At 32.2% G+C, this 21,210-nt stretch carries 15 protein-coding genes; 2 read left to right on the top strand and 13 right to left on the bottom strand.

The annotated features are described in order from the left end of the window. Nucleotides 1–55 precede the first annotated feature (55 nt). The 9 genes from KLA_RS10150 to uvrC form a co-directional block, all read right to left on the bottom strand. Nucleotides 56–1,189 (bottom strand): hypothetical protein, encoded by a 1,134-nt coding sequence (locus KLA_RS10150; protein ID WP_013620660.1) that lies wholly within the window; start codon nucleotides 1,187–1,189, stop codon nucleotides 56–58. Between the two features lie 20 nt (nucleotides 1,190–1,209). Continuing rightward, entirely contained in the window at nucleotides 1,210–3,741 is a 2,532-nt protein-coding gene (locus KLA_RS10145) for a TonB-dependent receptor (RefSeq protein WP_034645585.1), read from the bottom strand. A 175-nt stretch (nucleotides 3,742–3,916) separates the two neighbouring features. Then, on the bottom strand, nucleotides 3,917–5,563 hold the full coding sequence (gene pgi, locus KLA_RS10140) for a glucose-6-phosphate isomerase (protein WP_013620658.1): 1,647 nt from the start codon (nucleotides 5,561–5,563) through the stop codon (nucleotides 3,917–3,919). A gap of 2 nt (nucleotides 5,564–5,565) precedes the next feature. Further along, nucleotides 5,566–6,855 carry a peptidoglycan DD-metalloendopeptidase family protein gene (locus KLA_RS10135; protein ID WP_013620657.1) on the bottom strand — a complete coding sequence of 430 codons (1,290 nt, stop codon included), beginning with the start codon at nucleotides 6,853–6,855 and terminating at the stop codon, nucleotides 5,566–5,568. Continuing rightward, nucleotides 6,855–7,820, bottom strand: coding sequence for a tryptophan 2,3-dioxygenase family protein (locus KLA_RS10130; protein ID WP_034645582.1), 966 nt, complete (start codon nucleotides 7,818–7,820; stop codon nucleotides 6,855–6,857). Before KLA_RS10130 ends, KLA_RS10135 begins: the two co-directional genes overlap by 1 nt. A gap of 6 nt (nucleotides 7,821–7,826) precedes the next feature. Further along, nucleotides 7,827–8,606: a DUF3108 domain-containing protein gene (locus tag KLA_RS10125; RefSeq protein ID WP_013620655.1), complete on the bottom strand. Its 780-nt coding sequence runs from the start codon at nucleotides 8,604–8,606 to the stop codon at nucleotides 7,827–7,829. Nucleotides 8,607–8,922: 316 nt separating this feature from the next. After that, nucleotides 8,923–10,065 carry a 4-hydroxyphenylpyruvate dioxygenase gene (gene hppD, locus KLA_RS10120; protein WP_034645579.1) on the bottom strand — a complete coding sequence of 381 codons (1,143 nt, stop codon included), beginning with the start codon at nucleotides 10,063–10,065 and terminating at the stop codon, nucleotides 8,923–8,925. A 211-nt stretch (nucleotides 10,066–10,276) separates the two neighbouring features. Further along, nucleotides 10,277–12,538: a patatin-like phospholipase family protein gene (locus KLA_RS10115; protein WP_034645575.1), complete on the bottom strand. Its 2,262-nt coding sequence runs from the start codon at nucleotides 12,536–12,538 to the stop codon at nucleotides 10,277–10,279. An 8-nt stretch (nucleotides 12,539–12,546) separates the two neighbouring features. After that, nucleotides 12,547–14,337, bottom strand: a complete 1,791-nt coding sequence (gene uvrC, locus KLA_RS10110; protein ID WP_013620652.1) for an excinuclease ABC subunit UvrC — start codon at nucleotides 14,335–14,337, stop codon at nucleotides 12,547–12,549. 353 nt (nucleotides 14,338–14,690) lie between these two features. Here uvrC and KLA_RS10105 point away from each other — a divergent pair, with 353 nt between their 5' ends. After that, complete coding sequence (locus KLA_RS10105) at nucleotides 14,691–15,251, top strand: 5-formyltetrahydrofolate cyclo-ligase (RefSeq protein ID WP_034645702.1); 561 nt, start codon at nucleotides 14,691–14,693, stop codon at nucleotides 15,249–15,251. On the opposite strand, the gene KLA_RS10100 is transcribed toward KLA_RS10105, so the two are convergent. The 4 genes from KLA_RS10100 to ileS are packed head-to-tail and all read right to left on the bottom strand — an operon-like array spanning nucleotide 15,223 to nucleotide 20,342. After that, a complete protein-coding gene (locus KLA_RS10100; RefSeq protein ID WP_034645572.1) occupies nucleotides 15,223–15,861 on the bottom strand; it encodes a lipoprotein signal peptidase in 639 nt (212 codons plus the stop codon). The genes KLA_RS10105 and KLA_RS10100 overlap by 29 nt on opposite strands. Nucleotides 15,862–15,894: 33 nt before the next feature. After that, entirely contained in the window at nucleotides 15,895–16,515 is a 621-nt protein-coding gene (locus KLA_RS10095; RefSeq protein WP_013620649.1) for a DUF4097 family beta strand repeat-containing protein, read from the bottom strand. A gap of 36 nt (nucleotides 16,516–16,551) precedes the next feature. Next, on the bottom strand, nucleotides 16,552–16,935 hold the full coding sequence (locus KLA_RS10090; RefSeq protein ID WP_013620648.1) for a TraR/DksA family transcriptional regulator: 384 nt from the start codon (nucleotides 16,933–16,935) through the stop codon (nucleotides 16,552–16,554). Between the two features lie 5 nt (nucleotides 16,936–16,940). Continuing rightward, nucleotides 16,941–20,342, bottom strand: coding sequence for an isoleucine--tRNA ligase (gene ileS, locus KLA_RS10085; RefSeq protein ID WP_034645568.1), 3,402 nt, complete (start codon nucleotides 20,340–20,342; stop codon nucleotides 16,941–16,943). Nucleotides 20,343–20,685: 343 nt separating this feature from the next. Here ileS and KLA_RS10080 point away from each other — a divergent pair, with 343 nt between their 5' ends. Further along, nucleotides 20,686–21,141 (top strand): hypothetical protein, encoded by a 456-nt coding sequence (locus tag KLA_RS10080; RefSeq protein ID WP_034645567.1) that lies wholly within the window; start codon nucleotides 20,686–20,688, stop codon nucleotides 21,139–21,141. Nucleotides 21,142–21,210: the final 69 nt, after the last annotated feature.

Raw genomic sequence — 21,210 nt, 5'->3', positions numbered from 1 at the left:
AAAAACCTCTATCTAAATGTATAGATAGAGGTTAATTTTTTAAAATGTTAGCCTATTATTGTAGAACGTATGCTCCACCTTCTAAAATAACATTCATAATCCAAACTTCGTTAGATCCAGAGTATACACTGTAAGTTACAGAGAATTTTTGACCTTCTTCAGAATTAGGGAAATTAGCAAGCAAAATTGTATTTATTTTAGCTAATCTAGATTCAACTGTAGCTTCAGCTTTACCTTCTCTAACATCAAAGTTATTGTATTGCCCATTACCTACTGAAGCATAATCTGCAGCAGTTAAAGTGTACTTAATTGTATTGTCAGGAACCCAAGTAATACCGTTGTGTGCAAACTGAATAGTTTCTGTAGCAACATTATTGTATTTAGACCAGTTAGCACCATCAAAAATAAAATTGCTAGTGTAAGTAACAGTTCCTCTAATGTCGTTACCATTTGCATCTTCTCCTACTTTAGTGTAAAGCTCATAAGTTGCAACTACAATATCACCAGCTTCTTTAGCATCAAATTTAAAACGCTCAGGTAAAGTAACAGGTATTTTTAAAGCAGCTTCATCATGGCTAGAAAAGTTAGGGTAGCTTTCTCCCATTTCATTATATTCTGCAGGTGTAAAACCAGCATATCTAGTCCAAGCTCCGTTTTCAAATAAGAAACCATCTGTAAGCTCAGTAGTAGTACCTGCGTAGTACTCATAACGTAAAGAAACAAAATCACCTTCTTCAGCAGCAGGGTATTCAGCAGCTAAGAAATCAAATACATGATCTTCATCAGAAAAATTACCGTAAGTTTCTCCTGTTATAGCATTATGCTCTTCTGCAGTTAAAACTCTAATTTCTGCTTCATAAGTTGGTATTCTATTGTACCAATCAAAAGTTATTAAAGCAGAAGAAACTTCTTCAACTTCTTTATCGTTATTATAGGTAACTCCTAAAAATGGGTAAGTTTCTGTTAAGTAATTAGGAATTAATGCTTTTGCATCATCTACAGAACTAAAGTTAGCAAAGTCAAACTCAAAGAAATCTTTGTAATCGTCCTCGGTAAATGTATATTCAAGGTTTCCTATCTCAGAATCTATAGCATTTAAAACATCTAACTCTTTGTTAATGTCTTCCATTGGGTCGCAAGAGGTTAAGAATAACCCAATTGCGATTAGTGAATATATAATTTTTTTCATCTTAAAATATGCTTTTTTAATTAAAATCTAATTTTTGTGCTTATGCTAAAAGTTCTTCCAAAACCATAGAAAACACTAGCAGTTAATGCATCGTGGTCACCACCATCTTGTGCATCTGCAATGTATCTTGTGTCAAATACGTTGTTCATTCTTAATGTAACAGTAGTATCAAACTCACCTAATTTAAATCCGTGTCTTAAACCAGCATCAAATAAACCGTAATCTGGCACTTTCCAAGCTTCTGGAGTAGACGCATCTCCACGGTCACTAGGATCGTAGTTAGCATATAAGTTATCATAGTAGTTGTAATCTACAATAAGGTTGGTTTTTGGCATAACTTCATAGTTAAGTCCTAAAGCCATTGTAGTTTGTGCAGCATCACCAACACGTAAATCTTTAATGTAGATATCTACTGTGTTAACTAAGTTTTGATCTTCATCAAAAATTTCTACATCTGTAACATTGTTTTGCCATCTCCAGTCACCAAAAGAAGCCATACCTGTTATAGTTAACTCGTCTGTAGCTCTATATGTAAAATCTAATTCTATACCTTGGTGTAGTGCATTTACTCCTAAAATGTTAGCAGTACCTAATGTTCCATCAGGGTTGTTAAATGTAGCTGTTTCAGTTCTATCATTCCAAGTAGTTCTGTAAATGTTAAGGTTTGCAGCTAATTTTTCACTACGGTAACCGTATCCTATTTCAGCACTAAATATTTTTTGGTTTTCTGCATCTGGGTTTTGGTTTTCGTTGTCAAATCCAACAAATACACCACCAAAGTTTGCAGCTTTTTCAAAGTAACCAATGTTAGCAAAAACATTATGGTTGTCATCTATATTGTAGTTAGCACCACCTTTTACACTATAACCTAAAAAGTTATATCTATCAGTTTTTTGATCAGGATCAGAATCTAAATAGTTAAAGTAATCTATTCTTTGGTATGATGTATTAGATATTGCAGTAGATAAAAATGCAGAAAGTTTGTCTTGAGAGTACTCTGCTTGTGCAAAGAAACCTTGCCAACCTACATTACCAACATTATGATACTGACGCTTGTCACCTACTTGTAACCTAGCATTAGGGTTGTTTTCATTGTCATTATCTAAAGCATAGCTACCACCTAATAAATCTGTAACTTCAGAATAGTGATCACCAGTGTAATCTCTTAAATCAATACCTACTAATAAATCTAAGTTTTCAGTTAAAGAGTTTTTGTAAGTAGATAAGAATCCAAACCACTCGTGGTTGTTTATAGAAGCTCTTAAATAAGCATCAGAACCAAAACCTTGACGGCCATTTTCACGGTTAATTTCTACGATGTTGTCTAAGTCTACTGGTTGATCAAAACCACCTAATCTAGTGTTAAATAAGTCTGTGTTACCAGCAGTACCACCACCACCACCTTTACCCCAAGAGGCATATAAAGCAGAAGATAAGATTGATTTGTCATTAATATTCCAATAGTGGTTTAATGAAGTTTGAGATTTGTGGTAGAAGTTGTCTTCTATGTGAGTAACTTGACCGTTTTTGTAACCCCAATCTGGGTTAAATCTAATACCACTTTCAGCATTTCTGTAAGTGTCAATAGAACTTCTGTTTTGACGTTGGCCATGTGTTTGTGGAGCACCAAAAGAAGTTAAAGATAATTTGTGGTTATCATTAATCTGCTTAGAGATGTTTACAAAATAGTTAAAACCATTAAATTGCGTACCGTCTACATAACCTTCACCAGTTGTTTTAGATGCAGATACTGTAGCAGCAAATCCGTTATCCATTAAACCAGTAGATAAAGTAGCACCGTATTTTTGGTATCCATCATTACCAACACCACCAATAATATTTCCACCTTTTTCTACGTCTGTAGTTTTAGATAAGATGTTTATTGTACCACCAATAGAAGGTACAGCTACTTTAGAAGCACCTAAACCTCTTTGTACTTGCATAGAAGAAGTAACATCTGATAAACCAGCCCAGTTACTCCAGTATACTCTACCGTTTTCCATATCATTAACAGGTACACCGTTAATCATTACAGCAACGTTTTCAGAGTCAAAACCTCTAAGGTTAATTCTACCATCACCAAAACCACCACCAGACTTAGTAGCGTATACACCAGGTGTAGATTTTAATACTTCAGGAAATTCTTGTGTTCCTAATTTTAGTTCAATGTCAGCAGCTTTAATTGTAGAAACAGCAACCGGAGTTTTTCTGTCTACAGCTACAGAAGCTACAATAACAACTTCTTCTAAAGCCTCTGCATCTGGCATTAATGTAATGTTACCTACATTTCCAACTGCATTAAAGCTTACTTCTTTAGTGATGTATCCAATATAAGATACCACTAATACACCAGAGTTGCTAGGTGCTTCAATGCTAAAGTTACCGTCAAAATCGGCAGCCATACCATTTGTAGTTCCTTTTACAACTACACTTGCTCCTGGTAGAGGTCCTCCTAAATCACCATCCAATATTTTACCAGTGATGGTTCCTTGAGAAAATGCGAATGCCGTACATAATAACATAGCGACAAAAACGAAGTACTTTTTTTTCATTTTTCTTTTGTTCTTTAGTTTTTTTATTAACGGCACAAAAGTGTATAATTTCTACTACTTGTACGTTAACAGAATGTTAAATCAGTTAACGCAAAAATAACATAAATTTAAGTTAAAATGGCGTTGATAAACAAGAAGTTATCAACGCCATTTTAATAATTTTAGTAGGTAGTTTCTATTTTTTGTAACCCTCTAAAATTTGTAGTGTAGATGGGTCATGAGTTTCATTTTTGTCAGAATTTATATCTTTTAAAACTGTACTGGCTAATTGTTTTCCTAATTCTACACCCCATTGGTCATAGCTAAAAATATTCCAAATAATGCCTTGAACAAATATTTTATGTTCATAAAGAGCTATTAATTTTCCTAAGCTTTTTGGCGTTAATTTGTTTATTAGTAATGTAGTTGTTGGCTTATTGCCTTCAAAAACCTTAAAAGGGAGTAGGTCTTCTATTTCTTTATCAGAAAGTCCTTTTTCTTGTAATTCTGCAAGTACTTCTTCTTTTGTTTTTCCGTTTAAAAGAGCTTCGGTTTGTGCTATAAAATTAGCCATTAGTTTGTCTTGATGATCTTGATCTCCAAACAAAGACTCTTTAAAGCCTATAAACTCTGCAGGAATAACTTTAGTTCCTTGATGAATTAATTGAAAAAATGCGTGCTGAGAGTTGGTTCCTGGTTCTCCCCAAATAATAGTTCCTGTTTGGTATGTTACAGGGTCTCCATTGCGGTCTACACTTTTTCCGTTGCTTTCCATTATTCCTTGTTGTAAATAAGCAGAAAATCTACTTAGGTACTGCGAGTAAGGAATTATAGCTTCGGTTTCTGCATTGTAAAAATTGTTATACCATATAGTTAGTAGGGCAGATACAACCGGTATGTTTTCTGAAAAATCTGTATTTCTAAAGTGCTCATCCATTTCGTTAGCACCCATTAATAGGTTGTTAAAATTGGTAAAACCTACAGATAAAGCAATGCTTAAACCTACGGCGCTCCATAAAGAAAAACGTCCGCCAACCCAATCCCACATAGGAAATACATTGTTTGCATCTATACCAAATTCTGCTATTTTAGTTGCATTGGTAGATACGGCAGCAAAATGTAGTGCAATATCACTTTCTTTGGTTTTAAATTCAGGGTTTAAAAACCATTTTTTTATAGTGGTAGCGTTACTAAGTGTTTCTTGTGTTGTAAAAGTTTTAGAAACTACCACAAATAATGTAGTTTCTGGGTTTAGTTCTTTTAGTATTTGGTGTACGTGGTCACCATCTACATTGCTTACAAAATGCATTTTTAAATGATTTTTGTAAAACTTTAAAGATTCTACAACCATTGCTGGTCCTAGATCAGACCCTCCAATACCAATATTTACTACATCTGTAAAAGCTTTACCTGTGTAGCCTTTGCTTTTGCCAGATATTATACTTTCGGTGTAATTTTTAATTTTTTCTTTAACAGCATAAATTTCAGGTATTACGTTTTTACCATCAACTAAAACTGTGTCAGATTCTTTTGCTCGTAAGGCAGTGTGTAAAACAGCTCTTCCTTCGGTTTGGTTTATTGGTTCTCCTTTAAAGTAGTTTTCTATGGCTCCTTTAAGGTCTACCTGGTTTGCTAATTCTAATAAATGCTTTACAGTATCTTCTGTAATTCTGTTTTTAGAATAGTCAAACAAAAAATCGTTATCTTTTATGGTTAGTTTTTTAGCACGATTTTCATCATCCTTAAACAAATCTTTAACCTTAAGATTTTTAGTGTTAGTATAGTTTTCTTGTAATTTTTGCCAAGCGGCAGTTTTAGTAGGGTTGGTGTTCTGTAATGCCATTATTATGGATTAATTATGTTTTCTTCTTTATCTTCTTCTTGAGTAATTATTTTTTTAGGAAAAACAATTTTATCTAACTGAGACATTTTTGGTTTAATATATTCCAAATAACCAGTTTTTAAACTGTCGGCAATTGCTTCTGCAGTTGGTAGTTTTTCTCTTAAAGGATCTACTTGTCTTCCATTTTTCCAGAACCTATAACAAACGTGAGGACCACCAGTATTACCTGTCATACCTACCCAACCAATTACATCTCCTTGTAAAACGTAGTCTCCTTTTCTAACGTTTTGGTTTTTCATATGTAAATACTGCGTGCTATATGTACCGTTGTGTTTAATTTTTACAAATTTACCATTGCCACCACGTCTTGTAGATTCTACTACAGTACCATTTGCAGTAGCAATAATTGGTGTTCCTATTGCTGCAGCATAATCTGTACCTTTATGTGGCCTTACCTTATAGCCATAATATTTAATTCTTCTTTTTAAATTGTAACGAGAAGATATTCTGTAATTAAACTTAATAGGAGCTTTTAAAAATGCTCTTCTTAAGTTGTTTGCTTCTTGGTCATAGTAATCTGCTATTTGTTTTAGAGAGTCTGTTACGTACTCAAAAGCATAAAAAGGTTTGCCATTATGCTCAAAGTAGGCAGCTTCTATTGGTTCAGATCCGGCATAAATACTATCATTAATATAACGTTCTTTATATATAACCTTAAACTTGTCTCCTTTTTGTAGTCTAAAGAAATCTATAGACCAAGCATATATTTCAGATAAATTATTAGTTATATTGTAATCTATGCCTTGTTCTAAAATAGCCTCAGATAAAGATGTGTTTATAATACCAGATGCCTCGCGCTCTACGTAGGTAACTTTTTTCTTTTTCTTATAAACGTTTACAGAGTCTCTTAGGTCTACAACCGTGTAATTAATACGGTCGTTTTCATAAATAAAATATTGTGCAGTTTGTGTAGTGTCTTTAGATTTTAAAATAACATAAGGTTTGCCAACTCTAATACGGCGTACATCAAAACTATCTTTGTATTCTTCAGATATTTTATAAATTTTTGGATAATCTACTTTATTGTTAGTCATTAACTCTCCAAAACTATCGCCGCTTCTAATTGTGTCTTGTAAAACAGTAAAGTTATCTAGGTTAAAACCATACTCCATTGCTACTACAGGTTTTTCTATAGTTTCTACTTCTGGTATGTTGTTATTAGGCTTTACCTTGCTATCCTTGCAAGAGATAAAAATAGAAATTGTTAAAAGTGTAAGAAGAAATTTTTGCATTATTTAGATTTTTCGGGGTTAAAGATATGGTCTATCCATTCTTTTCCCCAATTATTTAACTCTTCTTTTGTATATAAATAAGGGAAAAACACTACTTTTTGAAAACTTGGAGGTAAATATTGTTTCCAATTGGTTCCTCCGGTAGCATCTATAGCTTCTTTATCTTTAGCTAAATATTTGTAAGCAGAGCCCATATGCATTAGTGGCCAATTTACATTTGCATTTATATCTAATGCTTTTAATGCGCTTATTAACTCCTTGTTTTCTTGACTTTTTTTAGGCAAGGCAAGGTATTTGTGATAAACTGTATTGTCTTTTACTTGGTTGGCAATACGTATTAAACGCGGTGTGTACCTGTACTCAAATTGTTTAAGTGTTAGTGTTTTTTCTCCGGTATCTTTGTCTGTAGCTCCGTTTTTCCAGTAAATTTCTTCATAAAGTTCTTCAATACTGTTTTCTGATGAGTACTGTTCTCTTTTTGTTTTATGAACTAAGTTCTCTAAAGGAGCAGCATAAAGTTCTATCATTCTGTATTGTGCAGACTGAAAACCACTAGCTGGCAATAGCGCCATTCTGTATTTTAAAAATTGCTCTCTATCCATACCATTAATCATAATACTAAATGAAGATATAAGAACTTTAAAATAGCTGTTTATTCTATTGGCCTTTTCTATAAAAAAATCAACATCTTGAGATTTGTCATCTACAATTTGCTTTTGCTCATGTAAAATTAACTTAAAGTACAATTCCGTTATTTGATGATACATTATAAAAATTTCCTCATCCGGAAAATGTGTTCTTGGTATTTGTAAACTTAAAAGCGTGTCTAAATGAATATAATCCCAATAGGTAAGGTATTTTTCATAAAGTAACCCATCTAGGTATGAGCTTAAATCTTGTCCAGATCCTTTGTATTTTTCTTCTAATTTTAAAATTTGAGACGCTATCTTTTCTTTATTGTCCATTAAATGTTAGTCCATTATTATTTTAAACTGATGCTTTAATCCGGCATAACCATCTAGGTCTGCCTTTATAGAGCCAACAGCTAGGTCTGCTTTTATTCTAATAGGAATTCTATTGTCATCATTAGAAACCCATAGTGATAAGCTTTCTTGTTCTTTAAAAACACGACCAGACTCTACGTAGGGTCTAAATTTATGACATTCTACTTTACCGTATTTAGTTTTTAAAGTTTCTTTTCCTAAATATTTTAGTTTAAACTTAAAAATACCATCATCATCATAAAGTAAATTTAAAACAACAAATTCCCCTTTTTTTAAATCTTCTGGTTTATAGTTGTTTCTAAGATAGTAAAAAGCAGATATTAAGTCTTGTATTTTATGGTCTATAGAAAAGTCTAACTTTCTATCTTTTTTATGATCGTTTAGAGTAGCTTTTTTGTTTTTATAATCAAAATCTATATCTAAATCTAAGGTGTAGCTACCTTCACTTACTTTTCTAACAAATTTATAGGGTTTGCCATTATTTTTGTCAAAATAGCTCTCGTAAGTATCATCTACTTTAAAAAATACACGTGCTAAACCTGTGGTTCTTCCTTTGCCAACAACGTGGTAAACAGATTTGTTGTCTATTTTGTCATTTTTAACTTGTAGTGTGGCGTAACTAGCATTAAAAATTCCGTAATGAATTCTAAAGCGTAGCCATTCTCCTGCTTTAAACGCACTGTGCGTATTTTGGGAGTTAGCAGAAAAAGTTGCTAGTAATAAAAGGGTTATGTATACTTTTTTCATATCGTTATGATGTAAAATTACTAAAATTGAAAATACAATTAAATGTCTTTACAATTATTTAAACAATTTTTGTTCCAAAGTATTGCATAAAAAAAAGCCCAGTCTTAAAACTGGGCTTTTCCTAAATAACCAACCAAACTTTAAATTATGAAAAACCAATACTTAAAGTTAATAAGGGAACCACCCCTTATGCCGTCAAAAGTACTACATTAATTCAGAGTAATAATTGGTTTTAACTTACTTTAACTAAAGTGTTAACACTACCTTAGCTTTTAAATGCAAAAATTACTGCATTCATAATAATATAGTGGTTTTGTTAAAGGGTTCCTCTAGATTCTTGCTCTCTTTCTATGGCTTCAAATAGAGCTTTAAAGTTTCCTTTACCAAAAGACTTTGCGCCTTTTCTTTGTATAATTTCTATAAACATTGTTGGTCTGTCTAAAATAGGCTTCGTAAATATTTGTAATAAGTAGCCTTCATCATCTTTATCTATTAAAATGCCTAGTTCTTTTAAAGGTGCTAAGTCCTCATCAATTTCACCAACTCTGTCTAAAACATCTTCGTAATAAGAGCTAGGAACAGTTAAAAATTCTACGCCACGATCTCTTAATGCAGTTACAGTTTCTATAATGTTATCTGTAGCTAATGCCATATGTTGTACACCTGCTCCGTTATAAAAATCTATGTACTCTTCAATCTGAGATTTTTTTCTTCCTTCCGCAGGTTCGTTAATTGGAAATTTAATACGGCCATTACCGTTACTCATAACCTTACTCATTAGAGCAGTGTATTCTGTAGATATGTCTTTATCATCAAAAGAAACAAGCTGTGCAAACCCCATTACTTTAGCATAAAACTCACACCATTTGTTCATCTCATTCCACCCTACATTACCTACCATATGATCTATGTATTTTAAGCCGGTATCTGCAGGCTTATAATGTGGGTTCCAAGCTTTATAACCTGGTAAAAATATACCTTTGTAATTGCTTCTTTCTACAAAAACGTGTACAGTTTCACCATAAGTATGTATTCCAGAGAAAACAACTTCTCCGTTTTCATCTTCTTCTTTTTTTGGTTCAAAATAACTTTCTGCGCCTCTGCTAGTTGTTTCTTTATAACTTTTTGTAGCATCATCTACCCAAAGGGCAACTGTTTTTACGCCATCTCCATGAGAGTCAATATGCCTGTTTATATCTCCTCCAGAATTTAAAGGAGAGGTTAGTACTAACCTAGTTTTACCTTGTTCTATTACGTAAGATACACGGTCTTTTAAACCAGTTTCTAGGCCAGCGTATGCTAGTGGCTGAAAACCCCATGCAGACATATAATAATGTGCTGCTTGTTTTGCATTACCTACATAAAGTTCTACATAGTCTGTTCCTAATAATGGTAAAAAGTCTTCTGCTTCTAAATTTTCTTTTGGTAATTTAAGCGATGTATTGTCTAATGTTGACATAATATTTTGTTTTAAAGTTTATATAATTTGATATGATAAAATTTTCATCTTTTAGCAGAAAGATGAAATACAGGTTTAAAACATTTGCTTCACCACATTGCCCTAAGATGGGCGGTAATATCAATTCTAAATAATAACATAAAACAGTTTTGTTCTTACAAATATCGTAAAAATAGATGAACCTTAGGTTTGCTTATAGTTAATTGGCAAATTAAAACCAGTAACCTATGCTAAAAAATAGTCTTCCTTTGTTTTTTTCTGGAGACCAAGAGTATATTGTTTGTATTGGTCCTAAAAAGGATTCAAATCCGTAACCAACACCATAACCAGTATAATCGGGCAGTTTAAACCACTCAGCGGTTCTAAAAATATCATCATCTATGTTGGCAAAATTTGCGGCTAATAATAAATGATTTTTGGGGCTAAACTCATAATCTAACCTAGTAAGTCCTTTTATATAACTATTACCAGTTAAACTAATAAAATCATACCCTAAAAAGGAAACGTAGCCGTCTCCTAAATTGTTTCCGTAACCACCCATAATAAAGTCTAAAGATCTAACATTAGAATTTCCTAATTTAAATCCTCCACCAGCTTCTATATTTAAAGATAAATTATTGGCAATAGGAAAAGCGGTACCAACAGTGCCTTGTGCAATAGAAAACTCTTTAAAGTTATTGTTGTAGTCTGATGAAAACATGTAAAAATGTAAGTCGCCATTAAAATATACTCCCTTACTTGGGAAATATTTATCATTGTAGGTGTCTAGTTTTAACTTGGCAAATGTACTATAGTAGTTACTTTTTTCAAAAATGGTTCTAAAGTCTTCGTTGTTTTCAGTATCATCTTGCTGTAGCGTTCGCGAAGTGTATTTTAAAAACCTATGTTCTGCGCCTAAACTAAAGGCAAATTCTTCGTTCCAAACGGTTTGTATATATGCCTGGTTTGTGAGGTTAGTAGCGTTTATGTTAATGTTGTTAATACCCGTGTCTGGAACAACAAAATTAGATTTGATAATGTTGTAATCTATTTCGTAATTGTAGTCATTAAAAGTAGAATTTAGTCCAAAACTCCAGTAAAAACCTTTATCTAGGTAATATTGCATTTTGTACCTAATGTTATCTCCTAGAATAAAATCAAAAGAGCCAACATCATCTTGTAAAAAAATATTTTTTTTAGTGAGGTTTATAATGGCTGCACTTTTATAAATATCATCATAATGAGCACCCATTTTAATAAACATTTTATTTTTATTTTCTTTTATTTTTAATTTTAAAACAAGTTCATCTTCCTCTGAGTCTAAAGATGGTCTGGTGTCTAATGTATAGCGTATTGTTTTAAAATTATTAGTGGCAGCTAAGTTGTTAATGCCTTGCTGTAGTTTGTTAAAAGATATTTGTTTGTCTAAATCTAACCTTAGTTTACCTTTAATGTAAGCTCTTGTGTAGTCTTCATTACCAGAAATAATTAGTCTGTTTATGGTAATAGAGTCGTGTGGTTTTATACACTGTTTTTGTTCTGTTACAATACCACGTTGTTTGGCAATGTTTTTAAGTTCGTTTATTTTTTTTTGGGCAGCAGCTTCTCCAGATGCTATAATTTCTGATCCAAGGTCAAAATCTATAACAGAATATTTTTCTATTGATGGTTTTATAAGCACATCTGTTAATTTAGCTTTACTTTTCATATCATTAACAGTTCTGTAATTGTTAATTTGTAGTAAAACTTCTGTGCCAGAGCTAAGCTTCTCTCGGTCTGCTAAACCATCTTGTACGTCTATACCAATAACAATATTTGCGCCTAATTTTTTTAATTTTTTAATAGGATAATTGTTTACTACTCCACCATCTATTAATATTTTATTGTCTATTTCAGCAGGCTCAAATAAAGAGGGGAAGGTGCCACTTGCCATAATAGCTTCAGGTAAATATCCTTTGTTTAATAAAATTTCTTGCCCAGTTTCTACATCTGTTGCTATGCAAAAAAAAGGAATTGGCAGCTGGTTAAAATCTTTAGTGTCTTTAACGTGGTACAGTAGCTTAACAAGTAAGTTGTAAATGTTTTGTCCGCTAGATATTGCGGAAGGAAACGAAACTTTAAAATTGTTAAAAGGCAAACTTAAAGCGTAGCGTTCTGCGTCTTCTTTATCATAAAAAGTTTTTGCTCCTCTTGGCAGGTTATCTTGTATAAGTAAAGATACATCTACACTTTTAAAAATAGAATCTAGTTCATTTGCAGAATAACCAGATGCGTACAAGGCGCCAATAATAGCACCCATACTTGTTCCTCCAATGTAGTCTATTTTAACACCAGCTTCTTCAATAACTTTTAGGGCGCCAATATGTGCCAACCCCTTAGCGCCACCACCACTAAGTACTAAGCCAACTTTTACACTGTCTTTAGGTGCTTTTATTTGAGCTAAAGCTGTGCAGCTAATTAAAAGTAGCGTTACAATAACTATTGTTTTCTTCATTTTTTTATTTAATGAAAGGTGTTATATATTTTTTGAGCTTTAGACATCCCTACAACTTCGGCAAGTTTTTCTATACTGGCTTCTTTAATTCTTTTTACAGATTTAAACGATTTTAAAAGATCTGTAGCGGTTTTTTCTCCAACGCCTTCAATTCCTTCTAACTCAGAATTTATAGCAGCATTACTGCGTTTTTTTCTGTGAAAAGTGATGCCAAATCTATGTGCTTCATTACGTAGTTGTTGTACTATTTTTAAGCTTTCAGATTTTTTATCTAAATATAACGGAATTGAATCTCCTGGGAAATAAATTTCTTCTAATCTTTTTGCAATGCCTATAATTGCTATTTTTCCTCTTAATTCTAAGGCATCTAAACTTTTAAGAGCAGAAGATAGTTGTCCTTTACCGCCATCAATAACAATTAGTTGTGGTAAAGGCTGTTCTTCCTCTAATAATCTTTTATAACGTCTAAAAACAACCTCTTCCATAGAGGCAAAATCATCTGGTCCTACAACAGTTTTTATGTTGTAATGGCGATACTCTTTTTTTGCAGGTTTACCATTTTTAAATACAACACAGGCTGCAACCGGGTTTGTACCTTGTATGTTGGAGTTGTCAAAACACTCTATGTGTCTTGGTTCTTCAGACAAACGTAAATCTTTTTTCATTTGCGCCATTATACGGTTTGTGTGCCTGTCCGGATCTGTAACTTTTAATTGTTTAAAACGCTCCATTCTAAAATACTTTGCGTTTCTTTCAGACAACTCTAGAATTCTTTTTTTATCGCCAAGTTTGGGTATTGTAACTTTTAAATTGCGGTCTACAGTTACAGGAAAAGGCAGGTATAATTCTCTAGAGTGCGACTTAAAACGTTGTCTAATTTCTATAATTCCTAATTGAAGAAGTTCTTCATCAGTTTCATTCAGCTTTTTCTTTAGTTCTAGTGTGTGAGATCTAATAATTGCTCCGTGAGACAATTGTAAAAAATTAATGTAAGCGTAGCTCTCATCAGATATAATTGAAAAAACATCTACATTATTAATCTTAGGATTTACAATAGTAGTTTTTGCTTGATAGTTTTCTAAAACCTCAATTTTCTCTTTAAAATCTTGTGCTTCTTCAAATCTCATTTCCGAAGCTAAAAATTTCATTTGAGTTTTAAAATAATGTAAAGACGATTTAAAGTTGCCTTTTAAAATGTCTTTAATTTCTACAATTTGTCTTTGGTATTCTTCTGTAGTTTGGTAACCTTCACAAGGGCCTTTGCAATTACCTAAATGATACTCTAGGCAAACTTTGTATTTGTGTGCGTTAATTTTTTCTGCAGACAAATCATAATTGCAAGTGCGTAACGGGTATACACTTTTAATTAAGTCTAGTAAAACCCTAACGGTTTTCATATTTGTGTAAGGTCCAAAATATTCAGACCCATCTTTAATTAAGTTTCTTGTGTAAAATACACGCGGAAAACGCTCATTTTTTATGCAAATCCAAGGGTATGTTTTATCATCTTTTAGTAAAACGTTATACCTAGGTTTGTACTTTTTTATTAAGTTGTTTTCTAGTAATAGCGCATCAGACTCTGTGTCTACTACAATATGTTTAATATATACTATTTTTTTTACAAGAACCTTAGTTTTGCCATTATCATGTGTTTTGTTAAAGTAAGAGCTTACTCTTTTTTTTAAGTTTTTAGCCTTACCTACATATAATATTTTCTCTTCTTTATCGTAAAATTGATACACTCCTGGACTATTAGGTAATGTACTTAATTGTAATTTTATGGATATTTCTTGCGGCATAGAGTAAAAATAATCTCTTTTTTTGATTGTGCTGGTTTTAGCTTAGTCTTTTTACTTGTACTAACGCTTTTTTAACAATTAAATATAGATTTTACTGTATGTTGTAAAAGTTTTATATATTGAGGTACTTCTCCTGTAAAAAGTAGTATTATCTTTATTAACTATACTTTTAATCGGTAAAAATGCACTCTTAATCGATTTTTGTGAAAAAAAATGATTACATTGTAATCCTAAAATTTTGAAAAGCATGGAGTTATACGTTGTAGCTATGGGTGCTTATTTATTAATGATGATTTTTTTGGTAATTTACGAAGCTATATCATCTAATGAATAAAAACGCTATTAAAGAACCAATGGTAAAAAAAGAATTACGCGCAAAGTACGTTTTACTTAGGGAAAAAATGAGTGCTGATGCCGCAGACAATTACAGCGTAGAAATTGCGAACCAACTGCTAAAAATGCCTATTTGGGATTTTAATTATTATCACATTTTTTTATCTATAGAAGAAAAAAAGGAAATAGATACAAGTACTATTTTAACAATATTACAAGGTAAAGATAAACACGTTATTTTACCTAAAATGAATGCAGATAATACACTTGCCAATTTTTTGCTTACAGATAATACGGTTATAAAAAAGAATAATTTTAATGTACCTGAACCTGTAGATGGTATAGAAATATTACCTAATAAAATTGATGTTGTTTTTGTACCTCTCTTAGCTTTTGATAAAAAAGGAAATAGAATAGGGTATGGTAAGGGTTTTTATGATGCCTTTTTAAAAGATTGTAAGCCTAACGTATTAAAAATTGGACTGTCTTTTTTTGAAGCAGAAGAGCAAATAACAGATGTGTATGAAAGTGATATACCGTTAAATTATTGTGTTACTCCTCAACAGATTTATCAGTTTTAGAGCCAAATGCTTTTTTGTTAAAAACCAATAATATACCAACGCCAGTACTAATTGCTGTATCTGCTACATTAAATACGGGTTCAAAAAAGCTAAACGTATTGCCACCAATTACAGGTATCCAAGATGGTAAAACAGCATTTTGTACAATTGGAAAATAAAGCATATCTACAACTTTACCATGAAAAAGACTGCTATATGGATCGTCTGAAAATAAAGTAGCTACTTTGCCATAGCTTTCGTCAAAAATAGCGCCATAAAAAACAGAGTCTATAATATTACCAAGTGCACCAGCAAATATTAATGATACTGCAAAAATTAAAACTTTTGGTGCGTGCTTTTTTATAGTGTCAAAAAGCCAATAGCCAATACCTGCAACAGCAAATAGTCTAAAAACGGTTAGTATTAATTTTCCTGTGCTGTCTGCAATAGGGAAAATATCACTTAATTTGGCACCCCAAGCAGCGCCTTCATTTTCTATAAATAGAATTTTAAACCAACTAAATACTTCTACAGATTGCTGGTACGTAAAAGTAGTTTTTACGTATATTTTACTTATTTGGTCTACTAATAAAATTAGTATTACTATTAATGCAGATTTTTTTAAACTCATTCTTTACAAGATAGATTTTGCAAAAATAGACAATTATTTGGTTTTACTGATGTGTATATCTCCAGTAATAGAAGATAAGTTAAAATTTGTGTTGCCTTTAGCAAGTTTGTCTTGGTGTATTTTACCATATTTTGTTGCTGCTTTTACAACTGCATTATTGCTTTTAACTAATATATTGCCGCTCTGTGTAGTAGCGGTTATAGTTTCTGTTATATTTTGCAATGCACAATAACCATCTAATAAGGTAATGTTTAAATTTTTGTAATTACCAGATGCTATAATGTTTGAGCTTTTACCATACAATTTTACATTTTTGTACTGTGGTACAATAATGTGTAGTGATATAGATATCACTTTGTGTGCGCTAAGTTTGTCATTAGGGTTGCTAAATGTAGGGCTAAAACCAGTAGTAATAAAAATGCTAGCGGCTTCCTCTTTAATTTCTAAAACTAAGTCTTTTTTATATTCTCCTTCTATATTGGCAGACACAATAACATCTTCATTTTTACCTGTTTCTAAAGTAACTTGGTAGCAATTTTCAGTATCAATATTAATTAAAGAGATATGATCATTTAAAACTGTTTTTTCTACAACTTTTTGGGCATTTAAAAAACCGAAAGAAATTAGTAATAAAATGTATAAAGTAGTTTTCATATAATGTATTAAAAAACGCCCTAAAAGGGCGTTTTTTTATTTTTGCATATTTTTAGCTTCAATGCTAAGTGTAGCGTGTGGTACTAATTTTAATCGTTCTTTATTAATTAGTTTTCCGGTTACTCTGCATACACCGTATGTTTTGTTTTCAATACGTAACAAGGCGTTTTTTAAATCGCGAATAAATTTTTCTTGACGAATTGCTAATTGCGTATTTGCTTCTTTACTCATTGTTTGTGAGCCTTCTTCAAATGCTTTAAATGTTGGCGATGTATCATCTGTACCATTGTTGCCATCATTCATATAAGAACTTTTTAAAAGCTCTAAGTGCTCTTTAGCTTTATTTATTTTTTCAGTAATTAAAACTCTAAATTCTTCTAAGTCTTTGTCACCGTATCTCACGTTTAAATCTTGCGCCATAGTTTTTAATGTTTTTGGATAAACAATTTTGTATTTACTTCATCAAAAGCAATTGTTGTGCCATTGTCCAGTTTTTCCTCAAAATTAAGTTCCGCTGTTAATGTTTCAGTTTTAATATATGTTATGTTGTCTGCAACAGCATTTTCTACATAACCATCTTTTAATATTTTAATATCAATTTTGTCAGTTACTTCAAAACCAGATTCTTTTCTTAAATTCTGAATTCTATTTACTAGTTCTCTAGCAATACCTTCTTTTCTAAGATCTTCACTAATTGTAACATCTAAAGCAACAGTTAAACTGCCTGAACTAGCAACTAACCAGCCTTCTATGTCTTGAGACAAAATCTCTACATCTTGTAACTGTAAATTAATACTTTTATTCTCAATAACAATAATTATTTCGCCATTTTGCTCAATTTTTTGGATGTCATCTTGATCTAAATCACCTACTGCTTTGGCAATCAGCTTCATATCTTTTCCGTACTTAGGACCTAAAACTTTAAAATTTGGTTTTATTTGCTTTACCAATATGCCAGAAGCATCATCTAAAAGTTCAATTTCCTTTACGTTTACCTCAGATTTTATCAAATCGGCAACAGCTTCTATCTCGTGTTTTTGTTTTTCGTCTAGTATAGGAACCATTATTCTTTGTAATGGTTGACGTACTTTTATTTTTTCTTTTTGACGAATAGACAATACTAATGATGATATGGTCTGCGCTTTTTCCATTTTACTTTCTAGCTCTTTATTTACAAGGGCTTGATTGTATTTTGGAAAGTCTGCCAAATGTACACTTTCAGCTTTTTCTTTAGTGGTTGCTTGGGTTAAATCTTTGTAAAGTCTGTCCATAAAGAACGGAGCTATAGGTGATGATAGTCTAGCAACAGTTTCTAAACAAGTGTATAATGTTTGGTATGCAGATATTTTGTCTTGTTGGTAATCTCCTTTCCAAAAACGTCTTCTACATAAACGAACATACCAGTTACTTAGGTTTTCTTGCACAAAGTTAGATATTAGCCTTGCTGCTTTGGTAGGCTCATAATCTGCATAGGCTTGGTCTACCTTATTTATTAAGGTATGTAACTCTGATAAAATCCATTGGTCTATTTCTGGACGCTCGTTTAAAGCAACATCCTCTTCAGAGTAACTAAACTTATCTATGTTAGCATACAAAGCAAAGAAAGAGTAGGTATTGTATAATGTACCAAAGAATTTTCTTTTTACTTCTGCTATACCTTCTAAATCAAACTTTAAGTTGTCCCAAGGGTTTGCGTTAGAAATCATATACCAACGTGTGGCATCTGGTCCAAACTGGTTCATAGTTTCAAACGGATCTACAGCATTGCCTAAACGTTTAGACATTTTTTTACCGTCTTTATCTAAAACCAAACCGTTAGATACTACATTTTTATATGCAACAGAATCAAAAACCATTGTAGATATTGCGTGCAGTGTATAAAACCAGCCACGCGTTTGGTCTACACCTTCTGCAATAAAATCTGCAGGATATGCTTTGTTTTCATCTATTAGTTCTTTGTTTTCAAAAGGGTAGTGCCATTGTGCGTAAGGCATAGAGCCACTGTCAAACCAAACGTCAATTAGGTCACTTTCTCTTTTCATTGGCTTTCCGCTAGCAGAAACCAATGTTATTTGGTCTACAATGTTTTTATGAAGATCTATTTTGGCATAGTTTTCTTCAGACATATCACCAACAACAAAGTCTTCAAAAATATCTTTTTCTAGAACGCCAGCAGCAACCGCTTTTGCCATTTCTTCTTTTAGTTCCTGTACAGAACCAATTATTATTTCTTCTTTACCATCTTCTGTTCTCCAAATTGGTAATGGAATACCCCAGTAACGAGATCTAGATAGGTTCCAATCATTTGCATTAGCCAACCAGTTGCCAAAACGGCCTTCTCCAGTAGATTTAGGTTTCCAGTTTATAGTTTCATTAAGGCTAAACATTTTTTCTTTAACGTCTGTAACCTTTATAAACCAAGAGTCTAATGGGTAGTATAATATAGGTTTATCTGTACGCCAACAGTTAGGGTAACTGTGCACGTATTTTTCAACTTTAAAAGCTCTGTTTTCTTCTTTTAATTTTATAGCAATTTCTACATCTATAGAACGTTCAGGAGCTTCGCCATCTGCGTAATATTCATTTTTAACATATTTGCCTCCAAATTCTTTTAGTTCTTTTCTAAACTTACCTTGTAAATCTACTAAAGGAACAGGGTTGTCATTTTCATCTAATACCAACATTGGTGGTATTTCTGGAGTTGCTTGTTTAGCAACCATAGCATCGTCTGCACCAAAAGTTGGTGAGGTATGTACAATACCAGTACCATCTTCTGTTGTAACAAAGTCGCCAGAAATAACTCTAAATGCATTTTCTGCATTTTGGTAAGGTAGTACGTAGTCTATAAGCTGCTCATAAGTAGCATTAACTAAATCTGTACCTTTTACCTCTCCTATAATTTGGTAAGGTATTTTTTTGTCTTTTGAGCTGTAGCTTTTTAAATCTTCGCTACTTTCTGCTTCAATAAACTTACCGCTAAATTGTTTGCCTACTAGGCTTTTTGCAAGTATAACTTTAATAGGCTCAAAAGTATATTGATTAAAAGTCTGTACTAAAACATAATCTATTTTAGGACCAACTGTTAAAGCAGTGTTAGATGGTAATGTCCAAGGAGTTGTTGTCCAAGCAATAAAATAAACGTCTCCGTCTACATTTTTAAAAGCCTCTGGCAAGGTTTCTTTATGAGCCTTAAACTGTGCAGTTACCGTAGTATCTGTAACATCTTGGTAGGTACCTGGTTGGTTTAGCTCATGAGAGCTAAGTCCTGTGCCGGCCTTAGGGGAATATGGTTGTATTGTGTAACCTTTGTAAATTAGGTCTTTGCTATAAATTTGTTTTAGCAACCACCAAACAGACTCCATATATTTAGACTTGTAAGTAATGTAAGGGTCGTTCATATCTACCCAATAACCAACTTGTTCAGTCATTTTGTTCCAAACATCTGTGTAGCGCATTACAGCTTTTTTACAAGCGGCATTGTACTCTTCTACAGATATTTTTTTGCCAATATCTTCTTTGGTAATTCCTAGTTCTTTTTCTACTCCAAGTTCTATAGGTAGGCCGTGTGTATCCCAGCCAGCTTTACGCTTAACTTGGTAACCTTTCATTGTTTTATAACGAGGAAAAATATCCTTAATGGTACGTGCCATAACGTGGTGAATACCTGGCATACCATTTGCAGATGGTGGGCCTTCAAAAAATACATATCCTTCTCCGCCTTCTCTATTGGTAACACTTTTTTTAAAAATGTTATTCTCTTTCCAATATTCTAGTATGTTTTCTGCTACCTTAGGTAAATCTAATCCTTTATATTCCTCAAACTTCATATTAAGTGCTTCTGGTACTACATTTTAAGTTTGCAAAACTAATGAATTTTGTGTAAAAAACACTTTTTCAAAAGCAAAAGAGACCCCTTTTTAATTCTTTCTTTTTTTTTACTGATATTTTGGTGTGTAAAAAATTGTGCGTGAGTAAAACAGATGCTTTTTGTAAGTGAAGTAATTATTTTTTTAACGTTTATAAAACATTATTTTTAAGCTATTTGCTGATATTTTTATGTTTTTGTTAACATAATTGCCAAAGTTTTTTTAGGTTTGTACATCTAAATTATGTTTTCTAACGTAAATTAGGTATAACATATATTATAACAAACAATAAAAACTAAAAAGAATGAAAAAATTAATCTTAGGTTCTGCATTAATGTTAGCTTTTAGCGTATCATTTGTATCTTGTAAAGAAGCTACTGACAAAGCTAAAGAAGCTGCAGAAACAGTAGAAGATAATGCTAAAGAAGCTGCAGACAAAGTTGCTGATGAAACTAGTAAAGCTGCTGAAGAGGTAAAAGAAACTGCTACAGAAATGGTAGACGGTATTCCAAGTTTTGATGACGCTGCAGTAGCAGAATACGTTAAAACATATGACGAATACGTTAGTGAATATAAAGAAGCTGCTGAAAGTAAAGATATGACTGCTTTTGCTGCTTTAGGAACAAAAGGACAAGAATTAGCTACTAAATCTCAAGAGGTTATGAAAAACCTTTCTGCTGATGATGCTAAAAAGTTAACTGAGTATATGACAGCTAAGTCTAAAGAATTGCAAGAATATGCAACTAAAATGACTAACTAAGATATATTTTTAAATATACTTTAAAAGCTCGATTATTAATTTAATCGGGCTTTTTTTATGTCAAAGCTT

Origin of the sequence: Cellulophaga geojensis KL-A, assembly GCF_000568425.1 — a bacterium.
GTDB lineage: Bacteria > Bacteroidota > Bacteroidia > Flavobacteriales > Flavobacteriaceae > Cellulophaga > Cellulophaga lytica.
Note: the sequence above shows the minus strand (reverse complement) of the source record. Positions and strands in the feature narration are given on the sequence as shown.